Here is a 15074-nt window from a genome sequence, read left to right as displayed (position 1 = left end):
CGGCCTGGTATCGAGCGAGCCAGGCCTACGCAAGCAGCGCTTAACCTTAAATTACAAACCTTGGGTTCGATCTGCGTTATACAAGTCCCCTGGCCGTTAATGGCCTTGTGCTACCTCGCAGAATAAAAAGAATCCAAGGAGATGCGCATGAAGCGTTTGCTCTATCCGGCCATCGCCCTGATGGACCGGCTGAGCTTCGGCTTGAAGTTCAGCTTGATCAGCACTTTGTTCTTCGTCCCCATGCTGGTCACCAGCTTCTACCTGGTGCGCGACGTCTACGACGAATTCCACGCCACCGGCGTCGAGCTGCAGGGCTTGGGGCCCCTGGCTGGCGCCCTGACCCTGCGTAGCGATCTGGAAACCCTGGGCAACCTGTTGCAGATCAACGCCCTGTTGGGCCAGTCGGGACAGGCCGGCGACGTGGAGCAGCGTATCGGCGCCCTTGAGGACAAGGTCGCCGCGGGGCTCGAGGCGATACCCACGAGCGACCCGCAGCTACAGGCCCGACGAGAAGAGCTGAGCGAAATCTTCACCCGCGCGCGCAACGAGTCCTCCCTGCAAAGCAAGGCGGCTCTGTTCGACAAGCTGTTGGTTCAGGCCCAGGTCCTGACCAAACAGGTGGCCAGTCAATCCGGGCTGGACCAGGACCACCAGGCCTCGGTGCGGCATCTGAGCGAGCTGCTGGGCAGTGCCACCGGTCAGGTAACCCAGACCCTGGGCGAAGGGCGGGCATTGGGGGCCATGGCGTTGGGCCGTGGCTTCATCGATTCGGCCGGCAGTGCCCGCTTCGAAGACTTGTTGCAACGCTTGGAGCGGCTGTCTGCCGACTACGGCATTCGCCTGGACGACGCACTGGCCGCTGACCCGCGCGCAAGGACCGCCTTGGCCGCGCTGGCCGAAGCCAGCCAGGCAACGGTGAAACAGGCCGCGACCTTGTTCGAAGACCGTGTGGTGATGGCCGAAACCCTGGACGCGCCGTGGCTTGGGTTCTATCAGCAGGTCAGCGACCTGATGGTGCAGACCTACCGCCTCAACGACGCCATTCTCTCCCATCTTCAGGTGCAACTGCAGGATCGCCTGGACGAGCACCGCCTGCGCATGATCGCGCTGGTCGCCGCGCTGCTGGCGGTATTTGCCCTGATCATCTATCTGGACAGCGGCTTCTATGTGTCCATCCGCCAAACCTTGGGCAATCTGGGCGCGGCCATGGACAAGGTCGCAGCCGGCGACATGACCGTGAGTTTCAAGGCCCACAGCCGCGACGAGCTCGGCGAGCTGGGCCAAGGCTTCAACCAAACGGTGTTGCGCATTCGCGAGCTGATCGATCAGGTGGGGCGGACTGTCTCGACGGTCGAGGAGCAAGCCGGGCAGGTGCTGGAGGTGTCGGTGCGCAGCAACCAGGCGGTCAGTGGCCAGCGTGAGCAGATCGAACAAGTGGCCACCGCCATGAACCAGATGAGCGCCACCTCCCAGGAGGTCGCCCGCAGTGCAGCCCTGGCCGCCGAAGGCGCGCAACAGGTCAATCGCGAGAGCGCCACCGGCCGTGGCCTGGTGGAAAACCAGCAGGACAGCATCACCCGCCTGGCCGGGGAGATTGACCAGAGCGTGGTTGCGGTCAACCAGCTGGCCGGTGACAGCCAGGCCATCGGCCGGGTGCTGGAGGTGATCCGCAGCATCGCCGAGCAGACCAACCTGCTGGCGCTCAACGCCGCCATCGAGGCGGCTCGGGCCGGCGAGCAGGGCAGGGGCTTTGCCGTGGTGGCCGATGAGGTACGCACCCTGGCGCGCCGCACCCAGGACTCCACCGAGGAGATCGCCCAGATGATCCAGCGTCTGCAGGCGGGCGTCGACGCGGCGGTCACGGCCATGGGCAGCAGCCACCAGATGGCGGCGGGGACGGTGGACGAAGCACGTCAGGTGCAACAGGCGCTGGGCAACATCCTTGGTGCGGTGGGCGGCATCGTCGCGCAGAACCAGCAGATCGCCGCGGCCGTCGAGCAGCAGACCGCGGTGGCCCATGACATCGACCTGAATATCGTGGCAATCAACCGCGCTGCCCAGGACACCACCCAAGGCGCCTGCCAGACCGAACAGGCCAGCCGGGCGTTGTCGAACCAGGTGGACGAGCTCAAGCGACTGATCGGCGCGTTCCGCGTCTAGGCTGATTCGTGGCGACTTCTTCGCGGGTTTACCCGCGGATGGGCCTGCGATGGCTTACCAGCCGAACAGCTCACAGGCATTGCGGCTGCTGATCTGAGCCAGGCGCTCGGCGTCTATGCCCATCACCTCGGCCAGTGCGTGGGCGATTTCCGGGAGATGTTCCGGGCTGTTGCGTTCTCCGGGGAACATCACCGGTGCCATGTCCGGGGCGTCGGTCTCAAGCACCACGCTTTCCAGCGGTAACCGGGGCAAGGTCTTGCGCAGGCGCAGGGCTTGGGGCCAGGTGGCCGCGCCGCCCAGGCCCAGCCTGAAGCCGAGCTTGATGTATTCGCGCGCTTCTTCATAGCTGCCGGCGAAGGCGTGGATGATACCGGCGCGCGCAGGCTTATAGCGCTTGAGGGTGGCGATCACCTGGGCATGGCTGCGGCGTACGTGCAGCAGGGCGGGCAGGTCGAAGTCGCAGGCCAGTTGCAACTGCGCCTCGAACAACGCTTGCTGGCGTTCCTTGTCCAGTTCCGGCAGGTAATAGTCCAGGCCGAACTCACCCACCGCACACAGACGCGGGTCGCCGCGCAGACGTTCGAGCCAGGCGCGCAGTTGTGCCAGGTGCTCGGGGCGGTGCTGGTCGAGGTACACCGGATGCAGGCCCAAGGCCGCGAACAGCCGCTGTTCGCCACAGACCAGATCCCACACCCGTTGCCAATTGGCCTGATACACCCCCAGCACCACCATGCGCTCCACGCCTCGAGCCGCCGCGTTGGTCAGCAGGCGGTCGCGGTCGGCGTCGAAGTCGGGGAAGTCCAGATGGGTATGGGTGTCGATCAGGCGCATGGTCAGCCTGCGTTGATGCGTTGCTTGAAGGTCCGGGCTACCGCATGCACGCCGGGCTCGTAGCGCTTGTCCTCGATCGCGGCCAGGGCCAGTTCCAAGGCGGTGGCCGCGATCAGGCCGTGCTGCTGGGCCATGGCATTGACCGGCAAGGGCAGGAAGTCCAGCAACTGGTTGTCGCCGAAAGTACCCAGTTGCAGCTGGCGCGAGTCGGCCGGGCGCGTCTGCAGGGTATCGAACACGCCCTGGAGCAACACGTAGGAGGTGGTCACCAAGGCGTCGGGCAGGCCGCCGAAGTCCTCGATCAGTTGCTGCATCAGGCGCTGGCCACACTCGCGGCTGAAGGCTTCGCCCTGGTAGCGGCGCACCTGGCCGGTGAACGGTTGCAGGGCTTCGTCGAAACCGCCAGCACGGGCCTGGCTGACCGACAGCTCCGGGCGTGCGCCGATCAGGGCGATGGTGTCTGGGCGGGTATCCAGAAGGCTTTGGGCCAGCTGCCGGCTGGCGTCGCGGTCGTCGCTGATCACTGAGCAGAAGTATTCCGGTGCCATCCGCCGGTCGATGGCGATGACCGGTAGGCCTTTGTCCTGCAGCTCACGATAGCTTTCGTCATCAGGCGGCAGGCAACTGGCGACGAACAGCGCATCGCAACGACGGGCGCGGAACAGCTGCTGCAACTGGCGTTCGCTGTCGGGCTGGTCATCGCTGCTGGCGATCAGCAACTGGTAGCCGCGGGCGCGGGCACCCTGTTCGAGTTGCTTGGCAATGCGGGCGTAGCTGGGGTTCTCCAGATCCGGGAGAATGAAGCCCAGAGTGCGGGTGTGCCGGCTGCGCAGGCCGGCGGCCTGGGGGTTGGGCGTGAAGCCGTGGGCCTCGACCACCGCACGCACGCGCTCGACGGTGCTGTTGCTGATGCGCTGTTGTTCGGCCTTGCCATTGATGACGTAGCTGGCGGTGGTCACGGACACACCGGCCAGACGGGCGATATCGCTGAGTTTCACCGAATTTTCCTTGTTATTACCGGGGCTGCCTGCGAGGCCGGACCGGGTAGTTTCACCTGGCGCCGGGGCCTTGGGCAGGCGACCATTGTCGCAATTGTCCGACAGGATGGGGCTTTTTCGTCGGAAGATTATCGAGTAACGTGGCCACCTGGTCAGGTTAAACGATTCAGCAGGCAAGTTTTCTGCCCCGTGTACCGTCTGCGCAAGACCGTTGAACAGACCCGATTCGTGGAATTCACAACAATACCTCAGGTCCCCGCCCCGGGGGCTGCAAAAGGAGAAGGTCATGCTGGAGCTCGCTCAGGAGCAGATCGCTATGGACCAGGTGGCTGCCGACAAGGCCGAGGCGCTGCGCCTTCTGGCCGATCGGCTGGTCGCCGATGGCCTGGTCGCCGAAGGTTACCTGCAAGGGCTCCTGGACCGCGAGGCGCAAGGCTCGACATTCCTTGGCCAGGGTATCGCCATCCCCCACGGCACGCCGCAGACCCGCGACCAAGTCTTCGCCACCGGCGTGCGCCTGTTGCAGTTTCCCGAGGGGGTGGACTGGGGGGACGGTCAGATCGTCTACCTGGCCATCGGCATTGCCGCCCGGTCCGACGAGCACCTGCGCCTGCTGCAATTGCTGACCCGTGCCCTGGGCGAGACCGACCTGGCCGAGGCCCTGCGCCGTGCCTCCAGCGCTGAGGCGTTGCTCAAGCTGTTGCAAGGCGCACCCCAGGCCCTGGCGCTGGACGCGCAACTGGTGGGGCTGGGCCTGGCCGCCGAAGACTTCGACGAGCTGGCCTGGCGTGGCGCGCGGCTGCTGCAACGTGCCGGCTGCGTCGATGCCGGGTTTGCCAACGTGCTGCAACAGGCCGAGCCGCTGCCCCTGGGTGAGGGATTGTGGTGGCTGCACAGCGAGCGCCTTGTGCGTCAGCCAGGCCTGGCCTTCGTCACGCCGCAGCAACCGCTGCGCTACCGTGACCAGCCGCTCAACGGCCTGTTCTGTCTGGCGAGCCTGGGTGTCGCTCATCAAGCTTTGCTCGAGCGCCTGTGTGAAGTGCTGATCGAAGGCCGTGGGCAAATGCTCTACCAAGCGCCCAACAGCCGCGCCGTGCTGCAGGTGCTCGGTGGAGAGGCCCCGGCCGATTGGCCGAGCGTTTGCGTGGTGCTGGCCAATCCCCACGGTTTGCATGCGCGCCCAGCCAAGGTGCTGGCCCAGCTGGCCAAAGGTTTCGAGGGCGAGTTGCGTGTCCGCCTGCAGGACAGCGTCGAGCCGGCAGTGTCGCTCAAGAGCCTGAGCAAGCTGCTCAGCCTTGGGGCCCGGCGCGGCCAGACGCTGGAGCTGATCGCCGAACCCAGTATTGCCAACGATGCCCTGCCGGTCTTGCTGGCGGCCATCGAGCAAGGCCTGGGCGAGGTGGTGGAAGCGCTGCCTGAAACGGCCTCGCCAAGTGTCCAAGAGCCTGTGCAGACGCTCCAGGCGCCGGCGGCCGGTAGCGTCGTGCAGGGTGTCGGCGCTGCGCCGGGCATCGCCAGTGGCCCGGCTTTTGTGCAGGTAGAGCGCCAGATCGACTACCCGCTACGCGGCGAGTCGCCTGCCCAAGAGCGGCATAAGCTGCGCGATGCGCTGGCGGTGGTGAATGCCGAGCTGCAGGCCCTGGTGGAGCGTAGTGACCCCACGATCGGCGAGATATTCGTCACCCACCAGGAAATGCTCGCCGACCCGGGCCTGAGCGATGAAGTCGAGCAGCGCCTGGCCCAAGGCGAGAGCGCGGCGGCTGCCTGGATGGCGGTGATCGACGGCGCGGCGCGTCAGCAGGAGGCGTTGCACGACACCCTGCTGGCCGAGCGTGCTGCGGATCTGCGTGATATCGGCCGGCGAGTGCTGGCGCAACTGTGCGGTGTCCAGGACATCGTCGAACCTGAGCAGCCCTACGTGCTGGTGATGGCCGAGGTGGGCCCGTCGGATGTGGCCCGCCTGGACCCGGCCCGGGTCGCCGGTATCGTCACTGCCCAAGGCGGTGCCACGGCCCACAGCGCAATCGTTGCCCGCGCGCTGGGCATCCCGGCGGTGGTGGGGGCCGGTGCCGCCATTCTGTTGCTGGAGGCCGGCACGCCGTTGTTGCTCGATGGCCAGCGTGGTCGGGTCAGCGTGGCGCCGGCGGCCGATGACCTGCAGCGGGCCCTGGCCGAGCGCGATCTGCGCGAGCAACGCCTGCAGGCCGCCTGGGCCAAGCGTCACGAGCCGGCGGTGACCCGCGATGGCCATGCGGTCGAAGTGTTCGCCAACATCGGCGAGAGCACGGGGATCGACAAGGTGGTGGAGCAGGGCGCCGAAGGCGTCGGCCTGCTGCGCACCGAACTGATCTTCATGGCCCACCCCCAGGCACCTGATATCGCCACCCAGGAGGCTGAATACCGCCGCGTGCTCGATGGCCTGGGCGGGCGGCCCCTGGTGGTGCGCACGCTGGATGTGGGGGGCGACAAACCGCTGCCGTACTGGCCGATCGACGCCGAGGAGAATCCCTTCTTGGGGGTTCGCGGCGTGCGCCTGACCCTGCAGCGTCCCCGGATAATGGAAGCCCAGCTGCGCGCCTTGCTGCAGGCAGCCGATGACCGCCCCCTGCGCATCATGTTCCCGATGGTCGGACAGGTGCATGAATGGCGCGAGGCCAAGGCCATGGTCGATCGCCTGCGTGCGCAAATCCCGGTGGCTGACCTGCAAGTGGGCATCATGGTCGAGGTGCCGTCAGCGGCGCTGCTGGCACCGCAACTGGCGCGCGAAGTGGATTTCTTCAGTATCGGCACCAACGACCTGACCCAGTACACCCTGGCCATCGACCGTGGCCATCCGAGCCTTTCGGCCCAGGCCGACGGCCTGCACCCGGCGGTGCTGCAACTGATCGACGTGACCGTGCGTGCCGCCCACGCCCAAGGCAAATGGGTGGGTGTGTGCGGCGAGCTGGCGGCGGACCCGCAGGCGGTCGCGGTGCTGCTGGGCCTGGATGTGGACGAGCTGAGCGTCGCGGCCCGCAGCATTGCCGAAGTCAAGGCGCTGGTCCGCCAGGCCGATCACCAGACGGCACGCGCCCTGGCGCGCGAGGCCTTGCAACAAGACAGCGCCGCGGCGGTCCGGGCGCTGGTGGAGCGTTATTGAAATGGCCAAGATCCTCACCCTTACCCTGAACCCGGCGCTCGACATCACCGTCAGCCTGGACACCCTGCGCCCCGGCCATGTCAATCGCAGCCACAGCCAGCACAGCCATGCCGCGGGCAAGGGGCTGAACGTTGCCCAGGTCCTGGCCGACCTGGGCCACAGCGTGACTGTGGGCGGCTTTCTGGGGCGCGACAATATCGAGCCGTTCGAGGCGCTGATCGCCTGGCGCGGCTTTGCCGACTGCTTTGTCCGGGTGCCGGGCGAGACCCGTAGCAACATCAAGCTGGTCGAGGCCGATGGCCGGGTCACCGATATCAACGGTCAAGGGCCGGAAGTTGACGAGGCGGCCCGTGTTGCCCTGCTTCGTCGCTTGGAACAGGTGGCGGCGGGGCACGATGCTGTGGTGGTGGCCGGCAGTCTGCCCCGAGGTGTCGATGCGCAGTGGTTCCATCAGCTACTGCTGCAACTGAAGCAGCAGGGTTTGAAGATTGCCCTGGACACCAGCGGCGAAGCCTTGCGTGTCGGCCTGCAGGTCGGGCCCTGGCTGGTCAAGCCCAACACCGAGGAACTGGGCGAGGCGCTCGGCGCCAAGGTGGACACTGCGCAAGCCCAGCGCCTGGCTGCCGAGCGGCTGCTGGCCAGCGGCGTCGAGCACGTGGTGGTGTCCCAAGGCGAGCAGGGCCTGAGCTGGTTTGCCCAAGATCGGCCACCCCTGCATGGGCGACCGCCGAAGGTGCAGGTGGCAAGCACTGTCGGCGCCGGTGATTCGTTGGTCGCGGGCATGGTCCATGGCCTGCTGCTGGATGAGCCGCGCGAGCACACGCTACGCCGGGCCACGGCCATCGCCGCTCAGGCGGTCACTCAGGTCGGCTTTGGGATTCGCGATCGCGAACAGCTGGCGCGCCTGGAAAACGCTGTGCAACTGACAGAACAACAAGAGGGTTGCCGATGAACATCGCCATCATCACCGCCTGCCCCAACGGCCAGGTGTCCAGCGTTCTGAGCGCGCGCTTGCTGGCGGCTGCCGCCCGGCAACGCGGCTGGAACCCCGTGGTCGAGGTGCAGGATGTCGAACGTGCCGAGGGGTGCTTGAGTCCGGCGCAGATCGCCGAGGCCGACTGGGTACTGGTGGTCAGCACTGGCCCTGTGGATCTGGAGCGCTTCGTCGGCAAGCGGGTCTATCGCAGCACACCGGCCCAGGCCCTGGCCGATCGGGAGCGTTTCCTGGATGAGGCGGCGGCCCAGGCCCAAGTGCTGGAGGCGCAGACGCCTGCGGTGCCCACGGCGAACGGTACGCTGCCGAGGGTCGTTGCTGTCACTGCCTGCCCCACCGGTGTGGCCCACACCTTCATGGCCGCCGAAGCGTTGCAACAGGCAGCCAAGGACATGGGCTATCAATTGACGGTGGAAACCCAAGGCTCGGTAGGGGCGCGCAATCCGCTCTCAGCCGAGGCCATCGCCGACGCCGATGTGGTATTGCTGGCCGCCGACATCGAAGTGCCCACGGCGCGCTTTGCCGGCAAACGCATCTACCGCTGCGGTACTGGCATCGCGTTGAAGCAGGCGCGCACCATCCTCGACAAGGCCCTGGCCGAAGGCAAGGTCGAGGTAGGGGGGGAGGCTGCCGCAGAGACCGTGAAGAAAAGCGAGAAGAGCGGCGTCTACAAACACCTGCTTACCGGCGTGTCGTTCATGCTGCCTATGGTGGTGGCCGGTGGCCTGTTGATCGCCTTGTCGTTCGTCTTCGGCATCGAGGCCTACAAGGAGCCTGGCACCTTGCCAGCGGCCTTGATGCAGATCGGCGGCGAGGCGGCATTCAAGCTGATGGTGCCGCTGCTGGCCGGCTATATCGCCTGGTCCATCGCCGACCGCCCCGGGCTGGCGCCGGGCATGATCGGTGGTCTGCTTGCCAGCACCTTGGGGGCGGGCTTCATCGGCGGCATCATCGCAGGCTTCCTGGCCGGCTACAGCGCCAAGGCCATCAGCCGCTGGGCGCGTCTGCCGAGCAGCCTCGAGGCGCTCAAGCCGATCCTGATCATTCCGCTATTGGCCAGTCTGTTCACCGGTTTGGTGATGATCTACGTGGTCGGCCAGCCAGTAGCGGCGATGCTCGAAGGCCTGACGCGCTTTCTCGACAGCATGGGCACCACCAACGCCATTCTGCTTGGGCTGTTGCTGGGCGGCATGATGTGCGTGGATCTGGGCGGTCCGATCAACAAGGCGGCCTACGCCTTCTCGGTGGGGCTGCTGGCCTCGTCCAGCTATGCACCGATGGCGGCGACCATGGCCGCCGGGATGGTGCCGCCGATCGGCCTGGGCATCGCCAGCTTCCTGGCCCGGCGCAAGTTCGCCCAGAGCGAGCGCGAGGCGGGCAAGGCGGCATTGGCCCTGGGGCTGTGCTTCATCTCCGAGGGCGCGATTCCGTTTGCCGCCAAGGACCCGCTGCGGGTGATCCCGGCCAGTGTCGCGGGCGGCGCGCTGACCGGGGCGCTGTCGATGTACTTTGGCTGCAAGCTGATGGCGCCCCATGGCGGGCTGTTCGTGCTGCTGATCCCCAACGCGATCAACCATGCGTTGCTTTACCTGCTGGCGATCCTGGCGGGCAGCCTGCTGACGGCGGTGGTGTATGCACTGATCAAGAAGGGCGAGCGTGTGGAATTGGCGGTGGCGCCGGCAAAGGGCTGAAGAAAGCGAGCCTGAGGTCGTAGCGCAGCCCCAGGCGATTCAGCGGCGGTGTTTCTGGCGCAACGGCGTCAGCAGTTCACCCAGCCCGTTGTGGTCGATCTCATGCATCAACGCCAGCAGTCCACCCAACTCGCCAGGCGGGAAGCCCTTGCGGGCGAACCATGCCAGATAGTCGCCGGGCAGGTCGGCGATCAGGCGACCTTGGTACTTGCCAAAGGGCATGGCGCGGGTGACCAGCAGTTGCAGGGTTTCAGGTTTCATCGCCAGCCCTTACCGAACAAAGCGCCGACCATACTGCAAACTGCACGAACACCCAAGCGGCGATCATGCAGAACGCCGCCCAAGGTGTTGCTCCACGGTTTCGTAACTCATTGAATTAGCGAAGAATTATCCTTTTGGTCGATTTGGCACGATGCCTGCTCCATTCCAAGTGACTATCACCTGCCAAGGAGTTCGCGCCATGAGTCATCCAAACAACGACGTGATCGATGTGCTCAACGACCTGATCGAGTACAGCAAGGACGGCGAAAAGGGGTTCAAAGAGTCGGCCGAAGACGTCAAGAATACCGAGTTGAAGGCATTCTTCGTGCAACGCGCCGGTGAATGCGCCAGCGCTGCCGCCGAGCTGCAGAGCGAGGTGCGTCGTCTGGGCGGCGACCCGGAAACCTCTACAAGCCTCAGTGGCGATCTGCATCGGGGCTGGGTCAACTTGAAGTCCATGCTGACCGGCAAGAGCGAGGAAGCGGTGCTCAACGAGGTCGAGCGCGGCGAGGACTTCGCGCTCAAGGCCTACAAGGACGCCCGCGAGAAACTGGTCAAGCTCGGCCGCAGCGCCAGCGACCAGACCTACGCGTTGGTAGAGAAGCAGCTGCAAGGTGTGCAGCGTAACCATGACCAGGTCAAAGCGCTGCGCGACGCCGCGCGCGCTCGGTCCTAAAGCTCCGGGCCCTCGACACGGTTGCGGCCGTTGGCCTTGGCCCTGTAGAGCGCCTCGTCCGCGCTGCCCAGCAGGCCCGTCAGGTCCTGCTGGGTGCCAGGGACGTGCACGCCGATACCAATGCTGACGGTCACCGGTCGTTCGTCGCCTGCGAAAGTCGGTAGCGCCTCGACCTGGGCGCGGATGCGCTCGGCGAGCAGGCGCGCACCGGCCAGATCCGTCTCCGGTAGCACCACCTGAAATTCCTCCCCACCATACCGCGCCGCCAGATCCGCCGGGCGGCGAATACAGTGTTCGAGCGTATGGGCGACTTCACGCAAGGCATGATCGCCCCCGGCATGGCCGTGGCGCTGGTTGAACGCTTTGAAGTGATCCACATCCACCATGAGAATGGCCAGCGGCTGACGATTGCGCTGGGCCCGCGCCCATTCCTGTCGCAGCACCTGATCGAGATGCCGGCGATTGGCCAAGCCTGTGAGGCTGTCGGTGGCCGCCAGAGTCGCCAGGCATTGTTCGGCTTCGTGACGCCGGCGCAATTCGCGGCCTAGCAGTAAGGTCAGCCAAAGAATGCCGATGCACAGCATGCCGGTCGCTACGCTGACCAGGATCGCAGTGCGTCGCCAGGACTGAAACACCTCTTCGGCCGAGTCCACCACCAGAACGATCAACGGCAGGTCGGCGACCCGGGCGAACGTATAGATATGCGGCGTGCCGGCCGACCCGGAGCGCGCGGTGAAACTGCCGCTGCGTTCGCTGAGGATGCGCTGGAAATTGGGCCGTTCGCGGTAATTGCTGCCGATCATCGGGTCTTGCGCCCGGGAGGGCTGGCGGGCCAGTAACTGCCCTTCGGTGTTAAGCAGGTTGATGCTGCTGTCGTTGCCGATGTCCAGGCGTTCGAACAGCTCGCTGAAATAGGACAGGCGCAGGGCACCGGAGGCGATGCCGGCGAATTCGCCATCAGGGCCGGAAATGCGCCGGCTGAAACTGATGCACCAATCCAGATCCCCCAGACGCGCTTTGAACGGCGGGCTGATGAACAACCCAAGGCCCGGGCGGTCGCGATGGGCCTTGAAGGCAACGCTGTCGCTCAGATCTCCTTGCCTTGGCGGCATGCTGAGCGAGTCACCGAGCACCTTGCCCTGGGCATCGACCCAGAGGATATCGCCCCGTACGGGGGCGGCGAAGGTCTGGTTGAAGAGGATTTGTTGGCGCAGCTCAGGCGAGGTATCCAGCAGTTCAGGGTGCTTCACCGCCCAGATCAGGCCGTGAAGGGTCTGGTCGTAGAGTTCGACGTTGCGCAGGATATCGCTTTCGATGAGCTGGACGATATTACTGGAGGAACGTTTGGCCGATTGTTCGACACTGTCGCGTTCGCGGCTCAGCAGGTAGCTGACGATCGCCACGATGGCGAGCACGGCAAGGCAACTGCCCAGGTTGAGGATCAGTTCGGGGTGCGACCTGTACAGGGTAAAGCGCGATGATCGGGTGGGCATGTTCGCTACTGCACAGGCGGGGCCATTATGCGGCGGCGGTATTCTAGGGAAGCCAGGATTGTCGGACAAGATTCGTTCGACGGAAAAACGAGGCCGGCCGCTGTACGGCCTATCGCAGGCCTGGCCCGCTCCCACAGAGGCTACGGTGTCCTCTGCAGGTGCGGGCTTGCGCGGCGAACGAGGGCCAAGCCCTCGCCAGGTCGTTAGGTCAGAAGATGTTCAACGGATAGTCGACGATCACCCGGACTTCATCGTTGTCGCTGTTGCCATCGATGGCGGCATAGCCCTGGCTGCCGCGATGGCTGGCGTAGCGCAACAGCACCGACAGGTCCTTGAGGCTGCCTTCCTGGAAGACGTACTTCACGTCCAGGTCGCGTTCCCAGTGCATGGCGTTCTTGCCTTCGGGATTGTAGTAGGCGTAGTGGGTGGTGTCCTGGTCGGCCTTGGTCAGGTCCGCTTCACCGCGCGAGTACGACAGCGAGGTGCTCAGGCCGGGCAAGCCGAGGCCGGTGAAGTCGTAGTCGTACTGCAGTTTCCAGGACCGCTCGTTGGGCGCGTTGAAGTCCGAATACATGCGCGAGTTGTCCAGGTACACGCTGTCGCCCAGGTTGATGTAGTCGAACGGCGTGTTGCCGTTCACGCGCTGGTAGGCGGCCGTGATGCTGTGGTAGCCGGCATTGACTGTGAAATGCAGGCTGTAGGTGTTGTTGTCGATGTTGCCCAGCAGTGCCTGGCCGGTGTCCTGGGTGTGATAGAAGTGCAGGCCCGGGTTGAGGCTGACCAGGTCGTTGACTACATAGGTGTAGTCGAAGTCGACGTAGTACTGGTTCCAGATGTCCTTCAGTTCGGCGGCATAGAGATTGGTGGTGACGTTCTCGGTACCGCTCCAGGACAGCCCGGCCCAGGTCAGGTGGTCACTTTTGCTGCCATCATCCAGGCTGCCGTAGTAGGTATCGATGCGGCGATGCCCGCTCTGGTTGTACGGCTTGGTGAAGCTGGCCTGGCCACCTTCGAGCAGCAGGCCGTCGATGCTGGTGTTGGTCAGGCTCACCCCGCGGAAGGTCTGCGGCAGCATGCGCGACTCGCCACCGGCGATCACCGGGTTGGTGAGGAACAGGTCACCGGCCTTGAGCTCGGTGTCGAAGGCCTTGAACTTGACCGCCGCGCCTGCAGTGGAGAACGAATGCGGGGCTGCCCCCGGTTCGCCATCGTCTTGTACGTGTTTGGGCAGGATACTGGTGCCGGAGTGGCCGCCACCGCCGTCGAGCTTCAGGCCCAGCATGGCATGGGCATCGACACCGACGCCGATCACGCCGGGGGTATAGCCGGACTCGAAACGCGCAACGAAGCCTTGGCCCCATTCACGCAGGTCGCGCTCTGCGGGGTTGAGGTTGTTGCGATTGAAGTAGGCATTGCGAAAATGCAGGTTCAGGGAAGAACCTTCGATGAATCCATCAGCCTTGTCTTCATCGGCCTGGACAGCGAACGGCATCGTTGCAGTCAATGCAACGAACAGCGGGGTAAAACGAAACGCGGAAGGCACCGGTACGAGCTCCTTTGATCTGGCGGTGGGGTCGTTGTTGTTTTGGGGAATGCAAGTTTCTTGTTATGTACGCAACAGCCTGGCTGATAGTTTTGGCACATAAAAAAAGCCGCTGATCGGCAGCGGCTTTGAAAGGCTAACATATTGGCGCACGGGGCGCCCGTGTGAGAGCCAAGGGAAAAAACAGGAGCGGAAAACAGTCGATCAGCTATCGGCACTGTCGTCGGCGACGGCCTTGGAAGCGGTCTGCTGTACGTCTTTGGCAGCATCTGCCTTCTGCGCGGCATAGGCTTCACGAGCCTGTTGATGGACAACTGCAAGTTCTGCGTTACGGGCAGCGAAGGCCGGCGATTCTTCAGCCATGGCCAGAGGCGACAACAACAGGGAAGACAGAATGAAAACGCTGGCAACACCCATACTGTTGGACATTTAAAACAACCTTCTTGCGATGCAAGTGTTAACGAGGACAGGCATAAGTTAGTCCCTTCAACCATGTAGAAACAGGCTGAAGTTGGATAAGCACTGTTACGCAAAAAGTAATGATTGGCGGCGAAAACGCTAGGATCCAACGCGCAAACCAGCGTCCTTGAGCGTCCGGCAGGCAAAATGCCGAAGGTGTTGCCGCCCTGCGCGCTGCAAACGAAAAAGCGCCCCCTGCTGTCCATCAAGGCTGACAGCCCCATCGGTTTCAGGTGGTTGGTGGCCAATTGCCAATATGCTGCTCTGGATCAATGTTTTGTCAGTCATTGGCCCTAGAGTCGAACGCCCTGCCGATTTTCCCCACAACAACAACGAGTGCCTCCGATGAAGTGCAATTTGCCTGTTACCGGTCGCCAAGTGGATTACCCCGGCGATGCCAACATCCTGTCCACCACCGATCTGGACAGCCGGATCACCTATGCCAACGACGATTTCGTGCGAATCAGTGGGTTCACTCGCGATGAATTGTTGGGCCATGCGCACCATATCGTGCGCCACCCGGACATGCCGCCCGAGGCGTTCGAACAGATGTGGGGGGCGCTCAAGGCTGGGCGCTCCTGGATGGGGTTGGTGAAGAATCGCTGCAAGAACGGCGACCATTACTGGGTCAGTGCGTTCGTTTCGCCGATCAGCAGCGGTGGCAGAACCATCGAGTACCAGTCGGTGCGCACCCGGCCCAGCGCCGAGCAGGTGGCGGCGGCCGAGCGCTGCTATCGACAACTGCGCGAAGGGCGGCGTAACTGGCGCGCGCGCCTGCCGGTGCTCGGCCTGGGACTGCGGCTGTCGTTGGGCGTCGCAGCGGCGCTAG

The 15074-nt window shown here is 64.6% G+C and carries 11 protein-coding genes and 2 pseudogenes; 7 read left to right on the top strand and 6 right to left on the bottom strand.

Annotation, left to right across the window (positions count from 1 at the left end; genetic code table 11):
* Positions 1 to 141: 141 nt before the first annotated feature.
* Positions 142 to 1257 (top strand): annotated as a pseudogene (locus tag DQ397_RS24860) (methyl-accepting chemotaxis protein); the annotation flags it as partial.
* A complete protein-coding gene (locus DQ397_RS24855; protein ID WP_372240714.1) occupies positions 1231 to 2160 on the top strand; it encodes a methyl-accepting chemotaxis protein in 930 nt (309 codons plus the stop codon). The pseudogene DQ397_RS24860 and the gene DQ397_RS24855, both read left to right, overlap by 27 nt.
* A gap of 54 nt (positions 2161 to 2214) precedes the next feature.
* Here the strand turns inward: DQ397_RS24855 and DQ397_RS00655 are convergent, their stop codons facing one another.
* Entirely contained in the window at positions 2215 to 2991 is a 777-nt protein-coding gene (locus DQ397_RS00655) for a TatD family hydrolase (RefSeq protein WP_043207999.1), read from the bottom strand.
* A 2-nt stretch (positions 2992 to 2993) separates the two neighbouring features.
* Entirely contained in the window at positions 2994 to 3989 is a 996-nt protein-coding gene (cra, locus tag DQ397_RS00650) for a catabolite repressor/activator (RefSeq protein WP_043208001.1), read from the bottom strand.
* A gap of 286 nt (positions 3990 to 4275) precedes the next feature.
* Here cra and ptsP point away from each other — a divergent pair, with 286 nt between their 5' ends.
* Genes ptsP through DQ397_RS00635 form a run of 3 tightly spaced genes read left to right on the top strand, consistent with a single transcriptional unit; the run spans position 4276 to position 9813 of the window.
* Entirely contained in the window at positions 4276 to 7128 is a 2853-nt protein-coding gene (gene ptsP, locus DQ397_RS00645; protein WP_043208003.1) for a phosphoenolpyruvate--protein phosphotransferase, read from the top strand.
* A 1-nt stretch (position 7129) separates the two neighbouring features.
* Positions 7130 to 8080: a 1-phosphofructokinase gene (pfkB, locus tag DQ397_RS00640; RefSeq protein WP_043208005.1), complete on the top strand. Its 951-nt coding sequence runs from the start codon at positions 7130 to 7132 to the stop codon at positions 8078 to 8080.
* Complete coding sequence (locus DQ397_RS00635) at positions 8077 to 9813, top strand: PTS fructose-like transporter subunit IIB (protein WP_043208006.1); 1737 nt, start codon at positions 8077 to 8079, stop codon at positions 9811 to 9813. The genes pfkB and DQ397_RS00635 overlap by 4 nt, the downstream gene beginning before the upstream one ends.
* 39 nt (positions 9814 to 9852) lie before the next feature.
* On the opposite strand, the gene DQ397_RS00630 is transcribed toward DQ397_RS00635, so the two are convergent.
* On the bottom strand, positions 9853 to 10074 hold the full coding sequence (locus DQ397_RS00630) for a DUF3820 family protein (RefSeq protein WP_043208008.1): 222 nt from the start codon (positions 10072 to 10074) through the stop codon (positions 9853 to 9855).
* A gap of 199 nt (positions 10075 to 10273) precedes the next feature.
* Here DQ397_RS00630 and DQ397_RS00625 point away from each other — a divergent pair, with 199 nt between their 5' ends.
* Entirely contained in the window at positions 10274 to 10750 is a 477-nt protein-coding gene (locus DQ397_RS00625; RefSeq protein WP_043208011.1) for a PA2169 family four-helix-bundle protein, read from the top strand.
* Here DQ397_RS00625 and DQ397_RS00620 read toward each other — a convergent pair.
* The 3 genes from DQ397_RS00620 to DQ397_RS00610 all read right to left on the bottom strand — a co-directional run bounded on the left by DQ397_RS00620 (position 10747) and on the right by DQ397_RS00610 (position 14215).
* Positions 10747 to 12243, bottom strand: coding sequence for a diguanylate cyclase (locus tag DQ397_RS00620; RefSeq protein WP_043208013.1), 1497 nt, complete (start codon positions 12241 to 12243; stop codon positions 10747 to 10749). The genes DQ397_RS00625 and DQ397_RS00620 overlap by 4 nt on opposite strands.
* A 208-nt stretch (positions 12244 to 12451) precedes the next feature.
* Entirely contained in the window at positions 12452 to 13786 is a 1335-nt protein-coding gene (locus DQ397_RS00615) for an OprD family porin (protein WP_043208015.1), read from the bottom strand.
* 204 nt (positions 13787 to 13990) lie between these two features.
* A complete protein-coding gene (locus DQ397_RS00610) occupies positions 13991 to 14215 on the bottom strand; it encodes a hypothetical protein (RefSeq protein WP_043208017.1) in 225 nt (74 codons plus the stop codon).
* A 375-nt stretch (positions 14216 to 14590) separates the two neighbouring features.
* Between DQ397_RS00610 and DQ397_RS24850 the strand changes: the two are divergent.
* Positions 14591 to 14872, top strand: a pseudogene (locus DQ397_RS24850) (PAS domain-containing protein); the annotation flags it as partial.
* Between the last annotated feature and the right edge of the window lie 202 nt (positions 14873 to 15074).

The organism is Pseudomonas sp. CK-NBRI-02, from assembly GCF_008124495.1.
GTDB classification, from domain to species: Bacteria; Pseudomonadota; Gammaproteobacteria; order Pseudomonadales; family Pseudomonadaceae; genus Aquipseudomonas; species Aquipseudomonas guariconensis.
The sequence above is the reverse complement of the archived record's forward strand: the minus strand, read 5'-3'. Positions and strand labels throughout refer to the sequence as shown.

Bases quoted from the DNA above. Each gene is read 5' to 3' on its own strand.
- DQ397_RS24855 (WP_372240714.1), top strand. From the start codon at position 1,231: ATGACCGTGAGTTTCAAGGCCCACAGCCGCGACGAGCTCGGCGAGCTG.
- DQ397_RS00655 (WP_043207999.1), bottom strand. From the start codon at position 2,991: ATGCGCCTGATCGACACCCATACCCATCTGGACTTCCCCGACTTCGAC.
- ptsP (WP_043208003.1), top strand. From the start codon at position 4,276: ATGCTGGAGCTCGCTCAGGAGCAGATCGCTATGGACCAGGTGGCTGCC.
- pfkB (WP_043208005.1), top strand. From the start codon at position 7,130: ATGGCCAAGATCCTCACCCTTACCCTGAACCCGGCGCTCGACATCACC.
- DQ397_RS00635 (WP_043208006.1), top strand. From the start codon at position 8,077: ATGAACATCGCCATCATCACCGCCTGCCCCAACGGCCAGGTGTCCAGC.
- DQ397_RS00630 (WP_043208008.1), bottom strand. From the start codon at position 10,074: ATGAAACCTGAAACCCTGCAACTGCTGGTCACCCGCGCCATGCCCTTT.
- DQ397_RS00625 (WP_043208011.1), top strand. From the start codon at position 10,274: ATGAGTCATCCAAACAACGACGTGATCGATGTGCTCAACGACCTGATC.
- DQ397_RS00620 (WP_043208013.1), bottom strand. From the start codon at position 12,243: ATGCCCACCCGATCATCGCGCTTTACCCTGTACAGGTCGCACCCCGAA.
- DQ397_RS00610 (WP_043208017.1), bottom strand. From the start codon at position 14,215: ATGTCCAACAGTATGGGTGTTGCCAGCGTTTTCATTCTGTCTTCCCTG.